Annotated in this window: 7 protein-coding genes; all 7 read right to left on the bottom strand. The window is 68.6% G+C overall.

All coding sequences use genetic code 11. From position 1 onward, the window contains the following. Positions 1 to 15 precede the first annotated feature (15 nt). Complete coding sequence (locus DMB37_RS25455; RefSeq protein WP_135234825.1) at positions 16 to 18438, bottom strand: hypothetical protein; 18423 nt, start codon at positions 18436 to 18438, stop codon at positions 16 to 18. 5 nt (positions 18439 to 18443) lie between these two features. Beyond that, positions 18444 to 18962 carry a YbaB/EbfC family nucleoid-associated protein gene (locus tag DMB37_RS25450; RefSeq protein WP_240771651.1) on the bottom strand — a complete coding sequence of 173 codons (519 nt, stop codon included), beginning with the start codon at positions 18960 to 18962 and terminating at the stop codon, positions 18444 to 18446. A 16-nt stretch (positions 18963 to 18978) separates the two neighbouring features. Then, entirely contained in the window at positions 18979 to 19308 is a 330-nt protein-coding gene (locus DMB37_RS25445) for a hypothetical protein (RefSeq protein WP_135234824.1), read from the bottom strand. A gap of 200 nt (positions 19309 to 19508) precedes the next feature. After that, on the bottom strand, positions 19509 to 21146 hold the full coding sequence (locus DMB37_RS25440; RefSeq protein ID WP_135234823.1) for a hypothetical protein: 1638 nt from the start codon (positions 21144 to 21146) through the stop codon (positions 19509 to 19511). Positions 21147 to 21319: 173 nt separating this feature from the next. After that, positions 21320 to 21769: a hypothetical protein gene (locus DMB37_RS25435; protein ID WP_135234822.1), complete on the bottom strand. Its 450-nt coding sequence runs from the start codon at positions 21767 to 21769 to the stop codon at positions 21320 to 21322. Continuing rightward, positions 21766 to 22254 carry a DUF6301 family protein gene (locus DMB37_RS25430; RefSeq protein WP_135234821.1) on the bottom strand — a complete coding sequence of 163 codons (489 nt, stop codon included), beginning with the start codon at positions 22252 to 22254 and terminating at the stop codon, positions 21766 to 21768. The genes DMB37_RS25435 and DMB37_RS25430 overlap by 4 nt, the downstream gene beginning before the upstream one ends. Before the next feature lie 97 nt (positions 22255 to 22351). Beyond that, positions 22352 to 23317 carry an alpha/beta hydrolase gene (locus DMB37_RS25425; RefSeq protein ID WP_135234820.1) on the bottom strand — a complete coding sequence of 322 codons (966 nt, stop codon included), beginning with the start codon at positions 23315 to 23317 and terminating at the stop codon, positions 22352 to 22354. Positions 23318 to 23428 lie beyond the last annotated feature (111 nt).

Raw genomic sequence — 23428 nt, 5'->3', positions numbered from 1 at the left:
GATTCCTCCTCACGGTCAGTGGAAGACACCGGCATATTGTCGCGGGTCGGCCAATACGTCACGGATCAGCAGGCCGAGGTCGGTGCCGCCGCCGTTGATCGGATAGGGGAAATCGACGATGAGCTCGCCCTCGACGTGCACCAGGAACCGCGCCTGCTGCGGGCCGAGATGCGCCCAGCCGACGGTGACGGCCGGGGCATCGAGGTCGAACTCGTTGGGGCCCAGGCGCAATGTCAGGCGACCCGCCTTGCGGTAGAACACGGCCAGGACCTCGCCGAAGTAGCCGAGGACGCCGCCCACCGGACCGGTGGCTCCTGCTGCGGCGCGCAAGGATCCCGTTTCCGGATCGAACGTCGCCAGGCGACCGCCGTCGAGTGGCTGGATGACGATTTGGGTACTGCGCACCGGGTTCTCGTCGTTCCAGCGGCGACGCTCACCCTCGCGCGGACCCGCGCTACCCGCCGACGGGCCCGCCATCGGCGGCATCATCGGCGGGGCCATCGGGGGCAGCATCGGCTGCTGCTCCGGGTCGCCGGTGGGAGAACCGTTGGCCTGCGCCAAGTGCATCGGGCGGCCGTTCTGCCCGGGGTGTGCGGGCTGACCGGGTTGCCCCGAATCCGACGGCTGGCCGGGGAGTCGTGAGCTCCCGGGCTCACCCGGGTATGGGGAAAGGTTCGCCTGCAACGGAGATGGGGACGCAGTTGGGCCCGGTTGCGACGGAGATTGTGTGGGCGTCGGTGACTGCGATGGGTCCGGAGACGTCGGGGGTGTGGTGGGAGGCGTGGTCGGCGGTGTTGTCGGCGGCGTGGTGGGAGGCGTCGTCGGCGGAGTCGTCGGGGGTGTCGTGGGAGGCGTCGTCGGCGGAGTCGTCGGCGGCGTGGTGGGAGGCGTCGTCGGCGGAGTCGTCGGCGGCGTGGTAGGAGGCGTCGTCGGCGGCGTGGTGGGAGGCGTCGTCGGCGGAGTCGTCGGCGGCGTGGTAGGAGGCGTCGTCGGCGGAGTCGTCGGCGGTACCGGATTGTGCGGCGGAGCCGGTGGGGTCGGCGGAACCGGCGGTTGCGGCGGCACGGGGGGCCGCGAAGGCTCCTCGGGCTCAGGCAGATCCGGCATCGGCACCGGAATGGCGGCGGTGGGTCCGAGCTCCGGCGGGAACTCGAACTCGTATTCGTGTGGTGGATGCGGAATATGGGAACGGAAGATCGTCGGTTCCGGCAAGCCACCGCGGGAGCGGTCCGGATCCCCGTCGTCGTTGTTCCCGTCATCGGACCCGCGATCTCGGCCCGACCCCGAACCGCCAGACGGCGCAGCCTCATCAGAATCTTCGTCGGCACGGTCGCGATCGGCGTTCCCGCGATCCCGGCCACCGTCGGATTCCGACTCCGCCGTCCGCCCGCGTTCGCCGTCCTCATCCGGCGTCGGTTCGACGAGCCCGCGTTCGCGATCCAGCGCCGAGTCCGGATCACTCAGCGGTTCCTGCTGATTCGCGTTTTCCTCGGCCGGGCGGGTCCGTTCCGCAGCGCTCGTCTCGGGGGACGACAAGGCTTCGACTCGGGACTCGGCACGCGCCAGTTCCTCCTCGATACGCGCGACTTCCGCTTCGGCGGCCAGGTAGTCGCGGGCCGCCTGTTCCAGTTCGGCGACCTTGGCCAGGCGTGCTTGCTGCTGGGACACGTCCAGGGTGCGTGCCCGCAGATCCTCGGCGCGCGAGGCGATTTCGCTCTCGGAGTTCAGCTCGTTCGGCTCGATCGACAGGCGCAGGCCCTCGGCGGCGTCGGCCCGCGCGGTTTCGGCACGGTCGAGCTCCCGCTGCGCCTGCGTCAACGCCAGTTCGAGGTGCTCACGCTGGTCCTCGACGATGCGCAGTTCGTCGGCATTGCGCCGGGCATCGGCATCGCGTTGCGCGTCGGCGTCCCGTTGCGTATCGGCGTCGGGCAGCCCTGCCTGCGGCGGTTCCCCCTCGGTGCCGAGCAGCTGTGGCCGTTCGCTGCGCGCCTGCGCACGTGCTTGCGCGAGCTCGGTGTCGTGACGTTCGACGTGCTGCTCGAGCACCCGCACCACGTCGGCGGCGTCCTCGAAGTCCCGGAAGGCGCGCCCGAGGTCGTCCACTCGCTGCTGCCCGGCCGCATCCGGCTGCTCCGCCCGCAGCTCCGCCAGGCGCGCGTCGATGGGCTCGGTGGAGCCGAACAGCCAGGCCGGGTCGATCCCCAGGCTCTGTTCCAGCGCAAGCAGCGCGTCGGTGCGCGCATCCAAAGTAGCTCGCGCCTTGGACAATTCGAGCTCGTAACGGTCGCGCGGCAGGAAGGGCTCCGGCTCGCGCAACGGTGCGACCGCGTACGGAATGTCCTTGCGCCAGCCGGTCAACGGCGGGCGGTCCGCGTCCCAGTGGAAGCCGAGACCGACCGCGTGGGTGTTCGCGTCGTGCCAGGTCCGCTTCTTCACGTTCTCGGGATCGCGCAGGAACTCCGATTCGGCCAGCGCGTCGTACAGCAGCACGATGTCCTGCTTCAGCGGCTTGCCCGCGAGCAGTCGGTTGATCGCCTCGGCGACATCGGCAAGCTGATCCATCCGCTTCAACACCAGTCGACCGTTGGGGTCGGTGTAGTCGGTGACCAGATGCTCGTCGTTCATCAGGTGATCGATGATCTGCTGGATCTGTTCGGTGGTGAATTGCGGTGGCGGCAACGCACCTTCGGCGGTGGTGTCGTGCCACATGCGCGGCGCCAGTTCGTCAGCGATCCGCGTGATCTCCGCATCGCTGACGCGACCGGTCTGCTGCGCGTCGATCAGCAGATTACGAATGTCGGCGATGGTGTCGCGCACCGCGATTCGATCGTTGCCGTCGAACATGCCGAGCGTGCGACCGGCCAGCTCATCGATCTGCTGGTCGACCCATTTCAACTGCTCGGCGACGTCGGGCCGGGTCGGGTCGATACCGCGATGGGTATCCACCAGTTCCTTGCGAACCAGGTCGATCAGCTTGCGCGCGGCAACCGTCTGCTGGTCTTCGCCGTAGCGCGCCAGTTGCTGGGCGATCTTGTCGGCGAGCTGGTCGTCGGCGCGGAACTTGTTGTATTGACGGTCGGCCCAATCCTGGACCCGCTGCCAATCGGCGATCTCCCGATCGAAGGTCTGCTGCAACCAGGCCGGGATTTCGACGTGGTTGTAGAAGTGTGTGTGTTCGTCCGCGTCCCAACTGCGGAACATCGGCTGAATATTGGTCTCCGGGGGCTTGTGCCAGTCGAATCCGGACCACACCGTCGCGAACGGCGGCAGCTTCTGCAGCCACGGCCGCGCCTTGATCCAATCCCCGATCGCCGGGTGCCGCTGGATCCACCGCTTCACCATCGGGACATCGATCGCCGCCAGCAGCGTACGGATATCTCGTTGAATGGCATAGAAATCCGAGCCGACGTGCACTTCGACCAGCGCGTCGTCCGGGACACCGGTCTGGAAGTACTTCGCCGGAATGTTCATCGGATTCATCGGCAGCATGTTCTTCGCCATATGCCCCGGCGGGATATCGCTGAACGGCGTTGCCAGGTCATTGATGTAGTCGGCGAGACCAGCCCACCAGTCCGGGTCGCCCGGGTCGTAGCCCTCCAGGTTGTCGCCCCGGCGCAGCTTGCCGTCTTCACCCACATTGACCGACCAGTCGGGCCTGCTCGGATTGACGGTATGCCACTCGCCTGCGCTGTCGCGCCAGCGGACCACCAGCATGCCTGGCTCGCCCCGGAACCAGGGCGTCTCCGTGCGCTCCAGCGACGGGCCAGGACGAACGACGGCGTCCCGGCCGGGCTCGGTCTGCCGGTACTCGATCTGCGGTCGACGCAACATCGCCTGTGCGACCGCGGCATTCGTGCGAATGGCGTGCTCGAGCGCGGCATCGTGCAGGGCCCGCGGATGCCCCGAGGCCGGCGGTTGACCGAACACCACGATTCGGGGCCGCTCGCCGTCGATGATGCCGACCCGGTCGGTCGCCATCCAGCCGCCCTCCTCCTTGAGGGTGTCGCGCCACTCGGTGATCTCGTGCCAGCGGTCGGTGACCTGGGTCATCTGATCCTGCACCCGGCGCATCGAGTTGTCGGCCCTGATCACGTCGGCCGCGGCGTCGGCGAGCACGCGCAGCATCGCGGGCCGGTCGGCATCGGTGCCGTCGTCGGTGCGCAGCTGGTGCTGGATCGTCTCGGCCAACCGGCCCGGATCCGGGCCGAGGTCCGAGAGCGGAATGTCCAGACGCTCCGCGAGATCTTCCATGACCGCGCGGCGCGGCCTGCTCTCCTGGAAGATGGCGGCTCGCCGGGCCGCCAGCCGATCCAGTGCTGCGACAACATCGTCGGCCAGCGGACGGTCCCGGTTCACGCCTTCGCGCTGTAGCTCGGCGAGCCTGCTGTCGATCCGGTCGACCACCTGATCCAGCCGGTTGAACTCTTCGACAGCATGGACGAGTTTGCGGATGGCGCGGTCACGCATCTCGCGCTCCGGCCCGGCCACCGGCTCGTGCACGACCCGGGCGGGACTGTCGAGGTTGGCGGGCACCTGCACCGTCCTGGTGCGCGACTCCTGGTGCAGCTCGAGCACCTTCCGGGCGAACGCATCGCCGGTCAGACCGGTAGTCCCGAGTTGCCTGGCGAGTTCGTCCCGTGCCGCGCGCGCGGATTCGCGTTCCCGCGCACGCTCACCACGCTCATCGAGCAGGCGGTCGTATTCGGCCTCCGCGGTTTCCAGGCGGATCGACGCGTGCTCGGTATCCAGCCGGGCCAGTTCGGCATCCAATCGCACGATCTTTTCCTCGGCCTCGGGCACCCGATTGGCCAGTCGCTCCAGCTCGCCTGCCCGAATCACGTCGTACGGCAACTGCTCCGGACCGCCGACCCGCTGGGCACGCAACTCTCGCAGCGTCTCGTCGAGATTGTCGCCAGGCCGCAGGGCCGCCCAGTCATCGGCCGGATCCACGCCGAGGAGCGTGGCCAGCTCGTCGCGCCTACGGATCGCGGCGTCGCGTTCTTCGATGGCGAGATCGCGTGCCTCGGTCAGTTCGGCGCGGCGCTGGGCAATGTCGGCCTCGCGCGTCGCTGGGTCGGGTGGTGGGCCTTCTGGTCGTGCAGCACCGTCGGCCGGTGACGGGCCTTCCTGTCGCGAAGCGCCGTTGGATTGCGGCGGACCCTCGGGCTGCGGTGCGCTGCTTCGGTTTTCGGGGGCGCCGGGACGCTCGGGGCCACCGGGGCGCTGCGGGCCCGCACCGCCCGGCTGCTCGGGGCCTTCGGCCGGGGGCGGATCGTTGTCCGGCCGCACGTTCTGCTCGATGAGTGCCAACCGGTCGAGGACGGACCGATGCCAGTCGGGGTGATCGGCGAACGCCGGCGCCAGCGCCTCGATCCGGCGGCGCATCTCGGCGACATCGGCCGCGCTCAGTTCGTGCTGGCGCCAATGCCACTCGCCATCGGCACCGCGCTCGAGGAAGTGATAGGCGAACCCACTGGAGGTTTCGCCGTCCGAGCGACGCCCGTTGCCGAACGCCAGGCTGTGGTCGATGGCGCTGATGAGTCCGTCCGGGGTGACCAGCCAGTTCGTCATGCCGCGGTCCGGCATGCGGATCAGCACGTCCAGCAGGCCGAGGCGAACACCGGCCGGGGTGTCGGTCAATCCGGTCTGCTGTGGGCTCCACGCCCCCGGATGCAGTGCGCTGGCCCAGTCGCCGGGCATCACCTGCATGTAGATCACGTTGTCGCTGACCCGCACGATGTGCGGCACGTTCGCGCCGACCGCGCGACCGACCAGTGCCGCAAGCACTTCCGCGTCGGCGTGCAGCACATTGTTGAGCGTCTTGCGAATCAGCTGAGTGCCGTCGGACAGCGTGATCAGCTCGACCCGCTCCGCGCCCTGCAGCGCGCCCTCGCTGAGCACTTGGACCTGCAGCGTCTCGCCCGAGGTCGGCGCGGCCTCGACCCGCGCGACCGCACGGGCGATCGCCGCCGCGTCGGGGCTGGATTCGCTCGGCCGGTCTGCGGAACCACGATCCGGCGGACGGTGCGCTCCGTCGTCACCCGGGTCGCCGACCGGCGGCGCCGTCGGCGGTTGCGGCGGCTTCTTTCCGCCGCCCGCACCGTCGGCCACCGGCTGGGCCGGCTCCTCCGGGGTGGCGGCTTTGACCTCGCCAGGGGTCGCTGCTTTGTCCGTGTGCGATCCCTCGCCCGGTTTGTTCGCTCCCGCAACGTCTTTCGGGTCGGCGGTGGGTGGCGGTGCTTCGCCGCCAGGCCGCTTCGGCGTGCCGCCGGGCTGTTCCGGAGCGTCGCCGCCGGGCCGTGCCGGTGCACCGGGCTGACCCGGTGTGCCGCCGGGCTGACCCGGTGCGTCAACGTCTTTCGGCTCGGCGGTGCGTGGCGGTGCTTCGCCGCCGGGCCGCGCCGGTGTGCCGCCGGGCTGACCCGGCGTGCCACTGCCAGGGCGTGCGGGGGCGCCGACGGGCTGACCCGGTGTGCCGCTACCGGGAGCGGGTGGGGGTGTCTGCGGGGTAATTCCGCCCTGTGGGTCCGGGCCACTCGGCGGCACCAGGTCGACGATGGACACTTGCCCCTGGTCGTCGACCAGCACTTGCCGGTAGATGACCTCGACACCCTGCTGTGCCAGCCTCTCGCGGAGGTCGGCGCCGATCACGCGGTCCGGCGCCCGGAACGGCGAGGCTACGAGTATCCGCTGCGGATCGCCCGGAAGTATGGCGACACCGTCCGAATCCTGGACCGGCTGCCCCTCCGCGGCGAGCACGTCCCGTGCGATCACGGCCGCCGCCTCGGCCCGTAGGGTGTGCGTGGCCCGCACCGACTCGTGGTACTGGTTGAGCGCCCTCGACACCTCCACGGTGGCCCGCGCGACGTCGGCGTAGTGCCGCTGAGCCGCGTGCAGATCGTCGAAGTACTGCACCATCTCTTCGCTCGGCACGTGGGCGCGGCTCTGCAGTTCCTCGGCCCGAGACTTGGCGCTGTTCAACAGATCTCGAGCCTGCTGCTCCAGCTCGTGCGGGTTCAGCCCGTCCGGATCCGCGCCGAGCGTGCGCAGCATCGTGCGCGCCTGGTCGAGCAGCTGCCGGCCGGCGTCGGCGGACGCGGTGATCCGATCGACCAATCCCTCGAACTCCGGTGTCCGGGTAGTCGGGTCGTAGGGTCGTGGATCGCCGATCGTCGACCACTGGCCAGGCTGGGCGCCTGCGGGCGGAGGGTTGCCATTCGGATCACCGGGCTGCACCGGGGCCTCGGGTGGACGGTTATGGCCTGCGTTGCCTTCGTCGCCTGACGCAAGGGGCTGCGGCGACCTTTTCGCTCCGCCGTCGGCGCCCGACTCGGGCGCCTCTGCGACAGGTCTCGCGGCTTCGGTTGCGGGCTTACCCGCTGTACCGACAGGCTTATTCGCCTCGCCCGCAGGTTCGTTCGGCTCGCTGACGGGCCTGTTCGGCTCGCCCAAAGGCTTCTTCGGCTCGCCCGCAGGCTCGTTCGGCTCGCTGACGGGCTTCTTCGTCTCGCCCGCGGGCTCATTCACTGCACCGACAGGCTTGTTCGCTTCTCCCGCAGGCTTATCCGCTTCGCCAACAGGCTTCTGGGCCTGAGCACCGGGCCCTTCGCCCGACTTACTCGGGGCCGCAGTATCTTTCGGCGCCGGAGTGTTCGGCACGTTGCCCGGCTCGGGTGCCTCGCCGGTCGGCGGCTTCTTCGCGGCACCGCCGTCGCTGGGCGCGTCGGGTTCCGGGCGGGACGCGGGCAGCGGGGGTGCGTCCGGTGGATCTGTCCGGTGCACCTGGGTGCGGCCGTCTTCGCCGGGGACGAGGCGGAAGACGATGGCGTTGTCGCGGTTCGGTCCGACGAGGTCGGCGAGGTCCGGGTGTAGTGCGACGGCGCGACCGATAAGCGTTGTCGGGTCGGCGGATTCACCGCGCACCACCACGGCGACCTGCCGCGGGTCGCCGGGGACGACGCCGACCTGCGGCACCTCGGCGATCGGCCGCGCGCCCGCTTCGAGCAAGGCACCGTCTCTGAGCTGCTCGGTGAGCAACCGGTCCAGCTCGGCCGCGTCGCGCACGGCGTGGCGTTGCCGATCGAAAGCGTCCTCGGCTTCGGCCTGGTCCTGCGCCTGCCGCAGCTGCTCCTCGGCCTCGTCCCGGACGCGCAGCACCTCGGCCTTTTCGCGCTCCAGGCGATCGATCTCATCGCGCCGCTGCTGGGCATCGGCCTCGGCGGCCCGCTGCTGCTGCTGCGAGGTCGCCTCCTGCGGCGCGGACGCTTCGGGCAGCGCGTTCGATTCCGCTTGTACGGCAGGCAGTTCCGGAACTTCGCCGCGAACCACCGCGCGGGCCCGTGCCCTTTCGGCCTCGTGCTGTTCGAGGCGCTGTTCGAGGCGCGTCACCTCGGCACCGGCCGCATCGAACGCTTCGAGCGCGCCGGCCAGCTCATCGATGCGCCGCTGGCCGTCGGCGTCCGGCTGCTGCGTCCGCAGTTCGGCCAAGTGGGCGGCGGGATCGTCGGCGCCGAACAGTATGTCCGGATCGGCCCTGGCGGCCTGCGCGGCAGCGAGCAGCGCGGTGGTGGTCGCCTCCCAATGAACCCGTGCCTTGGACAATTCCAATTCGTAGCGGTCCCGCGGCAAGAACGGGTCCGGGGAGGTGAGCGATTCCGGCGTGCTGAGCGGTTGCGGTGCGTACGGAATATTCGCGCGGTCGCCGGTCAGCGGCGGCCGGTTCGCATCCCAGTGGAAGCCCTCGGCGACCGCGTACGCGTTCGCCTCGTGCCAGGTCGCGTCCCTGTTCGCGGGATCGCGCAGAAAATTCGACTCGGCGAGCGCGTCGAGCATGAGGACGACGTCCTCCGGTCGCGGATTGCCGTCCACGATCCGGTGGATCGCCTCCGCCACATCGGCGAGCTGATCCATCCGCACCCACACCAGTCCGGCGTCCGGATCGGTGTAGTCGCGGGCCAGATGCTCGTCGTGCATCAGGTGATTGATGATCTGCTGCAGCTGGTCCCTGGTGAACTCCGGGTAGGCCTGCCGGGGCGGAGTCTGCTCGCCTTCGACGGTGGAGCCGCGCGGGAAGGGATCCGGCTTCGCGTGGTCTTCGATCTTCGGCAGCAGCGGGCGCATGCCGGGGGTCAGTTCGTCGACGATCCGGGTGATGTCCGCATCGGTGAGGGGGCGCTCGTTCCTGATCTCCAGCAGTCGCTGCCGGATGTCGGCAACCGTGTTCCTGACCTCGGCCGGATCGTCGGTCGGGAAGTTGTCGAAGACGTCTCTGGCAATCAGATCGATGGCCTGGTCGATCATCGCCAACTGCCGGTCGACATCGGGACGGCCCAGGTCGACACCCTCGTGCGGGTCGACCAGTTCCTTCCGGATGCGATCGACCAAATCTTGCGCACCGACGCGCCGCTGCTGTTCCCGGTACTCGTTCAGTGGCTCGACCATGCGGTCCGCGAGCTGATCGTCGCGGCGGAACTTGTCGTACTCGGCGTCGGCCCAGTCCTGCACCCGCTGCCAGTTCGCGACATCCCGGTCGATCGAGCGCTGCAGCCACTCCGCGATCTCGGTCCGCTGCGGGTTGTTCGAGTGCTCGTCGGCGTCCCATCGGCGGACCATCGGCTGAATGTTGGTCTCCGGCGGGCGATGCCACTGAACCGCCGACCACTGGGTGGCGAACGGTGGAAGTCGCTGCAACCATGGCCGCGCCTTGATCCAGTCGCCGATCTCCGGATGCCGGTAAATCCACTCGCGCACCATGGGAACCTTGACCACGTCGAGCAATGTGCGCAGGTTCCGTTGCACGGCGTAGAAATCGCTCCCGGCGTGCACGGTGGCGATGTCTTCCGGCGGGATACCACCCTCGAAGTACGTGATCGTCGCGCCGATCGGGTTCATCGGCAGCATGTTTCGCGCTATCTGTCCCGGTGGGATATCCGCGAAAGGTGTCGCCAAGTCGTTGCCGAAGTCGCCGAGCCCGCCCCACCAGTCCGGATCACCCGGGTCCTTTTCTTCCTTTGGTCTGCTGCCTTGTTCGCCGCGCCATTCGGCTCTGGTGGGATCCACCGCATGCCATTGACCGCTGTCGTCTTGCCAGCGGACGAGCAGCAGCCCGGGATTACCGTTGATCCAGCGGCTGGCGGTGCGCTCCATGGCCGGACCGCGCATCGGCACCTGCTGCCACGAACCGTCCGGCTGGGTGACAACCTGCCGGTATTCGATGCGTGGCTGGCGCATCATCGCATGTGCCACAACGGGTTCGGTAAGGATGGCGTGAGCGAGGTCCCGGTCGTGCCCGGCCCGCGGGTTGTCGAACTCCGCGCGCGGACCGAACACGATGATTCGCGGCCGCTCGCCGAAGACGATGCCGACCCGGTCGTTCACCATCCGGCCGCCCTCGGCCGCGATCAAGTCGCGCCACAGGCCGGTGACCCTGGCCATCTCGTCCTGCAGCCTGCCCATGGCGTTGTCGGCCGCGAGCACGTCGCGCGCGGCGTCGTGCAGCGCGTCGAGCAGGCGGTGGCGCTCGACGGACGCGTCGGTGTTGTCCGCGATCCGGTTCCGGTGCTCCCGCAGCGTTTCTTCCAGCTGACGAGGGTGCGGGCCGAGATCCGACTCCGGAATCCCGAGCTCCCGTGCCAGATCGGCCATCATCGAGCGCCGCGCCTGGACGTCGCGGGCGATGTCGGCATGCTCGCGGGCCATCCGATCGAGGTCGCCGGTGAGATCGTCGGCGGAGGGTCGATCGCGGCCCACGCCTTCGTCGTGTAGTTGCGCTAGGCGCGCGTCCTTGTCCGCGACGGCCCCGTCGAGGCGGTTGAACTCCGCGACCGACTCGACCAGTTGGCGGATCGCCCGGTTGTGCTGTTCCACGTCGGCCCGCGAAACGGGTTCTCGCACAAACTGTTCCGGGGAGTCCAGCGTGCCGGGGATCCGGGTCCGCCGCGTCCTGGCCTCGTCGTAGAGTTCGAGCACCCTGCGCTCGAACGCGTCGCCGGACAGCTCCCGGATGCCGAGGGCGGCGGCCCGCTCGTCGCGCCTGGCTCTGGCCGATTCGCGTTCCCGCGCCAACTCACGCCGCTCGTCGAGCAGTCGGTCGTACTCCGCCGACGGGGTCTCGCGTCGAAGGGCCGCTTCGTGGTCCGCGGCCAGCCGCGCCAGCTCGCTATCGATCCTGGCGATCTCGGAATTCCGGTCGACAACCTGGTTGGCCAGCTGCTCCAGCTGGTCGATGCGCGCAAGCTCGCGCGGCATCTCCTCGCGCACCTCCATGGTGCGGCCCCGCAGCTCCTCCAGGGTGCGCTGCAGGTGGTCCGGGTGCAAGGCAATCCAGTCGACCGCCGATGAGACGGTGAGTCGCCCCGCCAGCTCGTTGCGCTGCTGCAGCAATGCGTCGCGTTCGGCGACAACACGATCACGCTCAGCGTTCAGCGCGGCCTGACGCGCCTCGATCGCGTCTTCCGGTCGCGGTGTGCCCTCGGCCGGTGTCGGCTCCTCGCCGGGACGGCCGTTGTTCGCGCCGTCCTCACCCGGGTCTCCCACTGGCTGTGGTGATTCCGGCGGTTTCTTGCCGCCGCCGGCGCCTGCGGCCTCCGGTGCCGGGGCCGAATTCTCGCGCGGCCATACCTTCACATCGCCCTGATGCGGGACCTCGCTGCTGGGTTCCGGCTTGTTGCCGTCCTCCGGCCGGGCACCCGTCGGCTCGTTGACAGCCTCCGGCGAGGGCTCGGCCGCGCGAGGCAGCACTCCGTCGGCGATGTCGCGGGAGAACTCCGCGCGCATCGCCAGCATCTTCGCCGTCCACTCTGCGTGGTCGGCCCGCATCTGCGAAGCCCAGTCGACGGGTTCGATATCCGCGATCCGCCGCATCTCCACCGCGTGCTCGGCGGCCATCCGCGCCCGCCATTCGGCAGTCTCGGCCCGCATGCGCGCGGACCACTCGTCGGTGGTCTCACGGCGGCCGCTGTCGTCGCCCGTCGCGTCCGGGTCGCGCGGCGGATCGGCCGCCATCCTGGCCGGCGCGTCGGCGGCCGGATGCGGCGCGCCTTCGGGCACCGGAATCCGTTGTGGCCGAGCGCTATCCGCCGGCGGCCCCGTCTCGGCGCCCGGCAACCGTGGGGCCAGCGCGTCGGGGCCCAGCTCCGCCAACTCGGTCAGCAGCTTGTGCATGACCTTTGCGGGCTCGCTCGCGCGGTCGCCGTTCAGTTCGACGTCGCGGAAGGCGTCGGCGACGGCTTCGCCCGGGTTGAAGACGCCGTTCGCGTCGAAGCTGTAGCGACTGAGCTGGCTCAACCAATTGTCGTAGCCCGCTTTGGTATTGGGGAGTTGCGGGTCCTGTGCGGCCAGCTGCTTGTAGTGGTCCTGCAGAACCTGGTCGACATAGGTCAGCGAGTGCGGGTCACTCGGATCGATCGGTCGCAGACTGGCCCGCTGGCCGTGGAAGTCCACCACGTGGCCGTATTCGTGCAGGATCATCTGGAAGACCGGGCGATTCGTGAGGGACTGGTCGAAACGTCCCTTGTTCACGCCCAACTGGACTTCCTGCCGGAAGGTATCCAGGCTGCCGACGAAATCCCTGCTGATCTTTATCGATTGGGCGTACCGCGCGCCGGTCTCCGGGTTGATGGCCGGCATGACCTGAGCCAAGGTCCGGTGACGGAACGGTCCGATGCCGACACTGTCCAGCGCCACGTGCGGGTACTTGGTCCGCATTTCGACGATGCCCCTGGCGATTTCGCGCGCCACTGCGGGATCGACACCGGGTTGGTCGAACCCGTACACCAGCAGGCCAGTGTCCTTGGCCAGTTCCTCGCCGACCTGCGTGGCATCCATCGGCGTCCACTTGTCGACGATGGACGACTCCGGTTGACCGCCGTCGGGACGGTCCGCGTCGTCGATCACGTCGAGCGGGGCCGCCGGATCGCGCGGCGTCAGCTGCGAAGAGGACTCGCGGTCGCGCGCCAGGTGATCGGCCGACATCTTCGCCGGATCGTCCGCTGCCGGACGCAACCTCGGTTCGGAGGGCGGATCTTTCGGCCCGCGATCGCTCGATCCGTTCTCGTCGGCCCGAGGCGGGCGTGAACCCGAATCATTCTGCGCGCCAAGATCTTCAGGGCCACGACCATTCGTCGACGCGGCGTCGACCGGAGCAGCCTCCGCCGGTTTGATTACCAGGTAGCCCTTCTCGCGCGCCTGCTGCTCGCTGAAAATCCCGGCGACATCCTTGACCTTCGGGATCGGGCTCTGTCCCTCGTGCACATCGACGAGCTTCATCAACCCCTCGGGCGTGGTGGCCGCGACGTCGAGATCGCTATCGGCATGGAACGGCGCACCCGACTTCTCCGAGACGCCCGTCTGCCGACTGCCGAAGATCACCAGTGGCTCACCGGTCTCGGCGACCGAGCGCCGTGCGGCGTCCAACATTTCCGGCGTCACGCCGGGACCCGGTTCACCGATCACTTCGACGTCGGGGAGATCCGCATCCTGCCGTCCGCCATCGATCCGGTCGGGTTCGGCGGAATCGGCGGGCGGTGACTTGTCGGCGAGTTCGTGGCGCGGACTTCCGGTGCCGTCATGCTGCCTGCCGTCGAAGGCCTCGCCGATTCGCCGGTCGAGAACGGGCGCCTCGGCCTCGGCCAGCAGGCGGGCTCGCTCCACCGCGCTGAGGCCGTTCTCCGGCTTGCCCTGCCCGTCGAACACGATGGCGCGGGTCCCGCTCAGCTCCCGCGGCACCCGCGGCGGATAGCCGTGGTCCGCCAGCCCGGCACCGACGTCACGGATCACGATCTGGCCACCCTCGTTGACCATCAGGTACGCGTGCGCGCCTACGCCGTGATTGTCCCGGTAACCCGCGTAGGAATCGACCACCAGCGCGGACGCGCCTTCACCCAGGGCGAGCAGCCGTTTCTGAAGAGTGTCGTGCGTGGTGGTTTCCAGACGACCACCCGCTGCGGCCATCAGTTCCCCGGCGGTCATCCCGTCGGGGCCAATTGTGCGCTGCGGCATCTGAATATCGCGGTCGCCGTACATGGCACGAAGTTCTGCCAGCGAGAATTCGCCACACCGGCCGCGGCGGTCGTCCGGGTGATTGAACGCATCATCGGCGGCACGGTGCTCGGATTGGAAGCCGCCCAGATTGTCCATCGGAACGGGAACGCCTTGACGATCCAGATCGAATCTGGTGATCGTTACCTCGCCCTTCATCGAGGTGTGCGCCTTGTAGTACTCGACCTCGAGGGTGCCGTCGCGGTGCGCCTTCAGCAATTCCTCTTTGGCTTTGAGGAAGGCCTTGCCCTCGTCACTGTCGGGGTCGAGGCCGCGCTCGCGCATCTGCTCGGCAGTCTCGTTGAGAATCTGCTTGAGGTTCTTGTCGACGGCGAGCGTGCTCCGCAGATACTCCGGGGAGCCCTGTTCAGCGCGCCCCCAAGGAGTTTCTGCACCCTGCAGATCTGAGCCGACACCCTTGGCCTCGATCACCACCAGCTTGGGCGGGGGGCCGGGAACGAACATGGCACGGTCGACCGAGAAGTTGCCGTCCCAGGCGTCGGTGAACGGGCTGATCTGCACCGCCCCGTCGGGCATTTGGCCGAAGGATTGCGCGCCCAACTCACCCAGCAACTTCGACGTCTTGTTCATCTCGACGCCGAGGTCGTTGTATTTCCTTGCCTCGCTTGCCATTTCGTTCAGGCGCTCGAGCTTGGCCACCTTCTCCGCGTCGGACAGGTCGGAGGCCAGGATGTCTTTTTCCAGCGTGGCGAGCTGGGTCTTGAGGTTGCTTTCCGCCACCTTGTGGACATCGGTCTTGCCGTTCTCATTCCGCAGATCGAACTCGTCCAGGTACGGCTCGAGTACCTTGCGTAAGTCGTCACGTTCTTTGCCCTGCCGTTGCCTTTCAGCAGCAGCATCAGCCAGATCCTTGATGATCTGCGGGTCCGTGGGCGTGTGCGGCTCCGGTTGGCCGGGTTGCGCCCGATGGACGTACTCCCGGCTGGCATTGCTGTTCGGGTCGTGGGTGTAACCCTTGCGATCGCGCAGCTGGTGCGGATAATCATCGCCGCGCCAGGTATCGGCCCGGTCACCGAACTTGTGCAATTTGCCGTCGGGCGTGCGGTAGTGGTCGGGTAGGTCGCCGGGGCGGCGTAGGTAGCCGTCCGAATCGCGATTCATGCCCGCCGGGACCGGCGCATCGGCCGGATGCTGGGGCGGCATGTCCGGGCCGGGCGTATTACCGATCCGGCCCGTATCGGCGAGATCGTCCGGGACGGCGAGCAGTTCGTCCCTGATGCGGGTGGGCACCTTGTCGACCGGCGTGCCGTCCGGCTTGATCATGATGGCGCTGACGCTGTCCAGGTCCCTCGGCGTCAACGGCGGGAAGCCGTGCTCGGCCCCGGTACCGGGGTCGATCACCTTGATCTGGCCGCCCTCGTTCACCATCAGGTACGCGTGCGCGCCGACGCCGTGCTCGTCGCGCGGACCCTGATAGGTGTCGACGACGAGTGCCGTTGCGCCGTCGCCCATTCGCAGCAGCCGCTGCTGGATAGCGTCGTGGCCGCCCTCGAACTGGCGCAGCTGCCCGCCCGCCGAGCCGACCAACTCGCGGGAAGTCATACCGTCGGGGCCGATTGTCCGCTCCGGCAAGCGAATCCGATCGCCGAACATTTCCCGGAGACGACGCAGCGAAAGCTCGGCGCACCTGCCGCGGTTCGGGTCGTCGGGACGCAGATGCCCCGCGTTCTCGTTGTCGCCGTCACGCCGTGGTGTGCCGTCGCCGTCGGCTCCGGGCTGTCGCGGTGCGGCGCCATCGGCACCCGAGCGCGGGTGTGCGGGCGCGTTGGTGTCGACGACCGGGATGATCTGCACATCGTCGGGGCGTGGGCGGCCGTCGGCGTAGTCGTCGGAACGCGGGCGATCGTCGGCGTCGGGACGCTGCGCCGGATCCGCATCACCCGGCTTGTTCGGCGAATCAGCTACTGGATCAGCGTCATTCGCCCGCGGGCGACCCGCATCGTCGCCACCGCGCGGTTCGGCACCTACTCGCGACCGATCCGATTGCGGCGCATCGTCTTCCGGCTTGTTCCTGGCGTCTGGGTCGTCCGAATCCGTTCGTGGCGACGAACTTTCGTCCGCATCGGCACGCGGACGCGGATTATCGTCCGAATCGGTTCGCGGAGACGGGCTTTCGTCTGCATCCATCCGCGGACGCGCGCTATCGTCCGAATCCGAACGCGGCGGCGAACTTTCGTCCGCATCCGGTCGCACCGGGGCGCCTTCATCCGAACCCGGGCGGACCTGAACATTCCCGTCGCCCGCGCCGACGACCCGCTCCGGCGACCTGGGCACCTCGGCACCGCTGGACTCCGCTCGAATACCCGGAGTCGAATCACTGCCTGCCCGAGCAGGATTCGCGTCGGAAACGCCTGCGCGCGAATCCCCCCGCGGACGATCGGCACCGGGCCGGTTGTCCGACGTCGCTGCCCGCGAATCGCCCGCCTGCGGCCGAGCCTCGCTACCGCGCACCGGATCGGCACCGCCCGGACGACTCGCCGCGTCACTACTGGGCCGCGCCGTCGAACCATCGCTGCTGGACCGAGCCGCTGAACCGTCCGCACCGGGCCGCGCCGCCGCACCGTCGCCGCCGGGCCGGGCCGTCGCCGCCTCGCCGCCGGTACGAGCCGCAGGGGCGTCACCACCGGTTCGGCCGATATCGCCCGAACTATGCACTGGCGCAACACTTCCCGGCTGCGTACCGGTGTTCTGCGGCGACGTCGTCGATCGATCGGTGCCGCTTCCTGTCTCATTGGTACCGCTGTCGTGCGCGCTGCCACCGTCAGCAATACTGGCCCGGCCACGGTCGCCACCGTCGGCCCCGGCTGTGTCGACTCCGGCGCGCGGCTCCGAGCCGCCCCGGCTCTCCGAGGCGCCGCTCTGCTGCTGCCCGGCATCACCGGACCGGCTCTCCGAGCCGCCGTGCTGCTGTCCACCGTCGGTACCGCGACTCTCGGACCCGCCCTGTTGCTGGCCGGCGTCGCCCGCGCGACTCTCCGATCCACCCTGCTGCTGCCCGGCATCGCCCGCACGGTGCTCCGACCCACCCTGCTGCTGTCCGCCGTCGGCGCCGCGACTCTCCGACCCGTTCGTCTGCTGCGCGGCGGGGTCGGCACTACTGCGCGGCTGGTTCGGATCGCCTGCGCGAGAAGAGTTTTCGTCGCCGCGCGCGGTGCCGTCGTCGGGACGGGCGGAGGAGCCGTCCCCGGCGCCACGGTTACCTGCACCGCCACCTGCAGCGTTCTCACCGCCGGTCCCGGTGCCGCTAGTTCCCTGATCTCCTTGTCCCACAGCACCATTGGGCTGCGTACCGACGCCGTTGACGCCGGCGGGTTGCATACCGGGGCCACCGTTTGTCGTGCCGGGGGTGCCGAGTCCGTTCTGCCCGAGGCCCGCGTCTCCGATCCGCGGCCCGTTGACCGGACCGACGCCAGTCGGTATGCCCATGCGGTTGAAGTGAAAGCCGGTGGCGCGCCCCTTATTTCCGCCCGACATCGCGCCGTTCGACAGGCCTGCGGTGATCATTCGTGGATCGAAGTTGCTGAACGCGGCGCCCCAGCCGTTGTTCATCACGTCCATCGCGAATTGCGGGACGAACCCAGCGACCGAACCGGCGAGGCCCGCGCCGACTCCGGTGATCATGCCGTTCATCCCGCGGCCCAAATCGAAGTGCTTCAGACCGGCGCCGACCAGCTTGGCGCCACCGGCACCGCCGAGCGCGCCTGCTGCCGAAGAGATCGCGGTCGTCCTGACCTGATCCCAGTTGATGTCCTTGCGGTTGCCCTGTTCCTTCTGGATCCACTGGATCCCCAAGTCCTGGATGGTTCCCAGCGCGAGGTCGAGGGCGATGTGGCGGAAGATGAACTTGGCGGTGGCGGTGATGGCCATCTTGATGACGTGCTTGGCGGCCGCCATCAGCGAGGTCCGCGCAATCATCCGGATCGCTATTCGGGTCGCGGCGATGGCCGCTAGCTGGACGGCGGGCGCGGTGGGCGGAAACAGCCACGCCGCAGCGAGTTCGATCGCCAGCAGCCCCAGCGAGGACCACATCATCCACTTGGCGTACTCGATCTCGGTACCGAGGCCATCCGCGGATTCGGCGATCTTGTCGAAGAATTCGGCGAGCTTCTTGAGATTGTTGTTGGCCTGATCTCCGCTCGCACCGGTGCCGTCGCGCATCTTGTCGAACGCGCCGGCGATCTCGATGCGCGCAACGCCCTCGGGGTACGCATTGAGCGCAGCCTGTTTCGCCGCGTTGATGTCGGCCATGATGCCGCGCAGCTCTTCGGCGCCCTTGCGCCAGTCGTCGGCCAGCCCTCGCATGCCGGTCTCGGAGCCCTCGGGCCAGTCGCTACCGGCGACCCACCCGAGAGTTTCGAGCAGTCCGTCCCAGAAGTCCACCTAGATCACCAACCGGAATCGGTGACCCCACGCTTCCGGGACTTCACATTGTCGAGCGGCTCGACGTTGCTGAATGTCATGGCGGCGCTGTCGGTGTCGGCAGCGGTGGCGCGCTCCAACGAATCGGGTTTGCTCATCGGGGCGTGGGTCGGCGCGGGCATGTGGCCGCTGAGGTCCGGCATTCCTTCCACCAGATCCGACAGCTTCGGCAGTCGCGCCCGCTCCTGCTGGAACGGCGCGAGCAATTCTTCGGACTGGCGTCGCACATCGGCGGTGGCCTCTTGCGCCGCCTGGGTGACAGCGCGCGCCAATTCCGCGTACTCCAGGTCTTCGACGCCCCGACCGAACTTGGTCTCGATGACGGCGCCGTCGGCGTTGACCACGACGGTCACCCGGCCACCCCTTACCGAGGCCTTGCCGATCAGCGCGGTGCGCTGTTGTTGCAGTCGCGCGATGGACTGGAGCTGCGACTGCACCTCTTCCATCAGGTCGGCGACGTCTCCCCGCGAAAAATCGTGTGCCACGGTTACCGGCCCTTACTCACTTCTTGAAGCTATCGCCGTTGCGCTTGTCCAGTTCGGTCTGCAACTGGTCGGCAACCTTGCGCTGAGCTGTGGCCGTGTCCTTGAAGGTGGTCCCCATGCCGGTGGTGCCGTCGATGAGGTTCTTCCTGGACGACAGGTATCCGTCGGAACCTCCGGGGCCGTTGGCGAACTGGTTACCCATCTTGTCGTCACCCCAGGGGGCGCCGCGACCAGCGATCGCCGCGGACAGGTTGCTGACCGCAGTGCTGATCCGGTCGCCGACGTGGGCCGTCTTACCCGCGGCCTTGCGGAACTCGTCGGGATCGACCTCGAATTTCTCCGCCACAATGCACCCTTTCCCGCAGTGCGAGGGACGCCAACCCCCGGCTCGATCCTGAAATCATTGGCGGAGTTCATGATCAATTCACCCGGTCTCCGCCGCCAGTCAATAAACCGTAACACCATCGCTACTGGTGGACCACTCCAACCGAGCACCCCAGTACTGGGGGCACGCGGGTGCGTGTGGTCCGCCCGCAACCACTGTGATCAGGCGTCTACCTGGCCATGTCGCCGCTGGAACCGCTGCTCGAACTCGGCGATGTACAGCGACGGCGCCACCGAGGACGACGACTGTTCCAGCACACCATCGTCGGCGATGTAGAACAGCGCCCGGCCGATAGCTATCTCACCCGGCGCGGTCGGCACGTACACCATCCACCCGATGCTGAGCCGATCCGCGCGCAGGCCGTCCACCGGGTAGCGGGACACGTCCATGCCGCTGTCGACGATGAACTGCCGCACCCGGGCGATCGCGTCCTCCTGCGGCATCGGCTCGGGCACCGTCATCGTCACCCCGGCCATGGTCAGCTGGTAGAGGGCGCTGTCGATGTCGAAGGTGCCGTCATCGCCGAAGACATCGACCAGGGTGGAGCGGGTGACGACGCCGATCTCCGCGGCGGACACCAGGTTCGCGACCGCTTGGCGCTGGCGCGGGCTCGGCGATTCCGCGATCAGCCCGGACACGATGTCGGTCACGGAGTCCGGCGACCACATGCCGGGTACCGCGGCGCTGAGCTCGTCGGCGGGCGGCGACATGCCGCGATACCAATTGCCGCCTTCCCACCAGTAGCAGAACGTCAGCAGGCCGTTCGCCGCCCGCGGGTTCAGCACCGGATCGGCTACCCACTCGGGTGCACCCGCGTACAAGGCGGGCATCGGTACCCCCCGGTTGTAGACCGCGTTCAACTCCGGTGCGTTCCACACCCCGCCCGACAGCACGGCCCGGCCACCAGGCAGCGCGTACAGGGTGGAGCCGCTGCGCTTGGAACCTTCGAACACGCTCAGTGCGGGCAGAACTCGCGGGCCGAACGACGATCCGGCCGCGACGAAGCCCGCGGCGATCACCGCCCAGCGGGCCCACAGCAGCGGGAACGCCGGGAAGTCCGTGGCCGCCAGCGCCCCGCGCCTGCCCGCCTCCCGATCCGCGCGGGCCTGGATCGCGGCTTGCCGCGGTGCTCGCAACTGTCGGTCCCCGTGCCCGATGTAGGCCGCCAGCCACACCGGCAGCACCTCCCGCGGATACACCTCTAGGTCGGCGCGGTAGATCTCCGGCGCGAAGAGTTGTTCATCGGGGAACGGTTCGTCGCCGTAGTCGTAATCGACCTCGACCTGACCGGTGTTGGTGAGCGTCATGATGTAACGCCACCACGGTCCGTCGCTGAGCTGAGCCGACAGGTGCCGGTGCTGACGGACCAGGGCCAGCACCTCCTCCGTCGGGTAGGCCCGCGCCATGCGGTCCTCGTCGTCGACGAAGACGGCCAGCGCTACCTCGGCCGTGACGGTCACCGCGAAGACCGCCTCCATCCGCGTCCAGCCTTCCGGACCGTCGGCCGCCAGCACCCGGACGATCTGATGGCTGATCGCCGTGGCGAGCTCGGCGGGATCCTCGATCGGCGGCGGTTCGGCGCCGGCGAGGGTGAAACCGACATCCGGCTCGTCCGCCGCGGATTCGTGGCCGACCTGCTCGCCGGGTTCGGCGCTACCGGCCGACTCGTCGAAGGGGGCCAGGAACTGCTTCATGAAAGCCGTTTGGGCAGCGGTGGTCTCGTCACCGGGCTGATCGGGATCCGGGGCCGACTCGTCGCGGGGCCTGTCGTCCGGAGCCTGGTCGTCTGGACTGGTCACGTCGCGGAAATCTCCTCATCTGCACACCCGGACGGCGGCTCTACCCACCGAACAGCGACCTGCCCGAAATGGGAAGACCGCCCGCCACCATCCTGGCACAGCGGGCAGCGTGGCGAGCGGCGAACATCAGGGCGGTCGGCGGCCGCGGAACGGGATGCTTGCGGTGGGTCCGGTCAGTCCAGCGGGGGGATACCGAGCAGCGGCAGATCCAGCTTGCGGTTACCCGCGTTGCCGTTCCATGCCTCGTAGTAGAAGTCGGCGAGGTCGGTGACCCGGAGGGCGTCGCGCAACCCGGTCACCACCATCGATGCGAGCCGCTGGTAGGCCGCCGAGTCGATCGGCCACGCCGAATCGAACCACCAGTTGCCGCTGTGCGCGTCGTCGGGCTGATGCCAGCCCGCCTCGGCGAGCAGTCGCTCTCCCGCCTCGCCCGCGCCCTTGTCCTCGTCGAGCCAGTCGTCCCCGACCACTTCGGCGAACAACTTGGTGTCGGACTGGAGGAACTGCGCATACCTCGGCACCTCGGCCGACTCGTCGGACTCGATAATTTTCACCACCGCGCCCGTGGGCAGGGTGGCCAGATGCTGCGCCAAGCCCTCGGCGAACTGATCCCAGTCGGTCAACTCTGCCCCTGCTCCAACGCGACCGCTTCGTCATGAGCGGTGAGCCACGAGTTGGCGACCAGCGCCAGCTCAACCGAGACCGCCAGGTCTCGGAGCACGAGCGAGGATTGTTCTCCTGCCCAGCGGATCTCGGGAGACGCACCCGGAATGCGCGTGGTGGGTTCGCCGATCGCACCGGTCAGCGCAGTGGTTATCCGGACGAACTCGTCGAGTATCCGAGTTTTACCGGCCGCGTCCTCGGCCACGAAATCGGTGACCCGGACCATGAGCTCCATCGCCAGGCCGTCGCGGCCCTGCACCTTTCCACTGCTCAAACCGAACCCGGCATCGAGCATGACCCACTCCGGCCGCGCGGTGATGACCTTCCAGCCGAAAGTCGCCGCCAACTGCGGTACGTCGTCCAGGGGCGAGGGCCAGGTCAATGACCGCAACCGGGTAGCCAACTCGACAATCTCAGCGTCGGTCAACGCGCGCCATTCCGTCATGCGATCACCCTAGCCGTGCGGTCGGACCTCGTCTTTTCTGCGCGATCGACTGTGCCACAACACGTAACCACGCACAACAAGCCAGGGGCGGTCCCAGCTAGGCCGAGAGCGGGTCCCGCTCGGCCTCCGCACGCTCGATATCGGCGACGAACCGCGCGACCTCGGTCAGGGCGGCGCGGGCCTCCGGCATGACCCGATGGCCCACCTGGAAGACGTGGAACATGCCTGGCCACAGTTGTACCTCGCAGCGGCCGCCTGCGGCGCGTTGCGCGGCGCCGTAGTGCTCGGCGTCGGCGCTGAGCATTTCGCTGGCGCCTGCTTGCAGGAGCATCGGCGGCAGGTCGGGGCCGACGTGGGCCGCCACGTTCAGTCGGGGGTCGTCGAAATGGGCTGTGCCGGTGTAGAGGCCGGTCATTCGGGTGGCGAGGGTGAAGGACATGAATGCGTCCCTCACCTCGGCGCGGCGGGCGTCGGCCAGTGCCCAGGTCGAATCGACCAGGGCCGAGAAGCCGACAAGAGCCTTGGGTTGGGGTAGGCCGAGTTCGCGCAGCTGCACGCACAGGCCGAGGGCCATGTGGCCGCCCGCCGAGTCGCCCATGAGCACGATGTCCTGGGCGGCGTGGCCCTGTTCGAGCAGCCAGAGGTAGCCGTTGAGCACGTCGTCGTGGGCGGCGGGGAATCGGTGTTCCGGAGCGCGGCGGTAGCGCAGGGTGAATGCGGAACGGTCCAGCCGCCGGGCCAGCTCGGACACCAGGCCCCGATGGGTGGCCGGGCTGCAACCGACGTAGCCGCTGCCGTGCAGGTAGTAGATCAGTGACTGACCCGGCCGTGGCACCGCACCGACCCACTCCCCCATGGCGCGGCCACGCGGGCCGGGGACATCGACCGGTGTGGTCGGCAGTGTGCGGTCGAACCAGATCCGGCAGGCAACGGCCAGACCGAGCCGCGCGCCGGCGACTCCGTACCGGTTGGCGGGCAGTCGGGCGCCCAGCGGGCGGAGCGTGGACTGCATCGCGAAGATCACGCCACGACTGGCCATGGACACCGGATCACCTTTGATCATCTATAGATTGAAGCAATATCGGTGGTTGCTGGCAATAACGGTTACAGCAACTCGGCAGAGTGCACAAAAGCGGGCGCTAACTGCTGTGTTGTGGCACATGACGGGCGTATC

The organism is Nocardia sp. CS682 (genome assembly GCF_004634405.1).
In the GTDB taxonomy this organism is placed as follows: Bacteria; Actinomycetota; Actinomycetes; order Mycobacteriales; family Mycobacteriaceae; genus Nocardia; species Nocardia ninae.
Note: the sequence above shows the minus strand (reverse complement) of the source record. Positions and strands in the feature narration are given on the sequence as shown.

Bases quoted from the DNA above. Each gene is read 5' to 3' on its own strand.
- DMB37_RS25430 (WP_135234821.1), bottom strand. From the start codon at position 22,254: ATGACGGAATGGCGCGCGTTGACCGACGCTGAGATTGTCGAGTTGGCT.
- DMB37_RS25425 (WP_135234820.1), bottom strand. From the start codon at position 23,317: ATGATCAAAGGTGATCCGGTGTCCATGGCCAGTCGTGGCGTGATCTTC.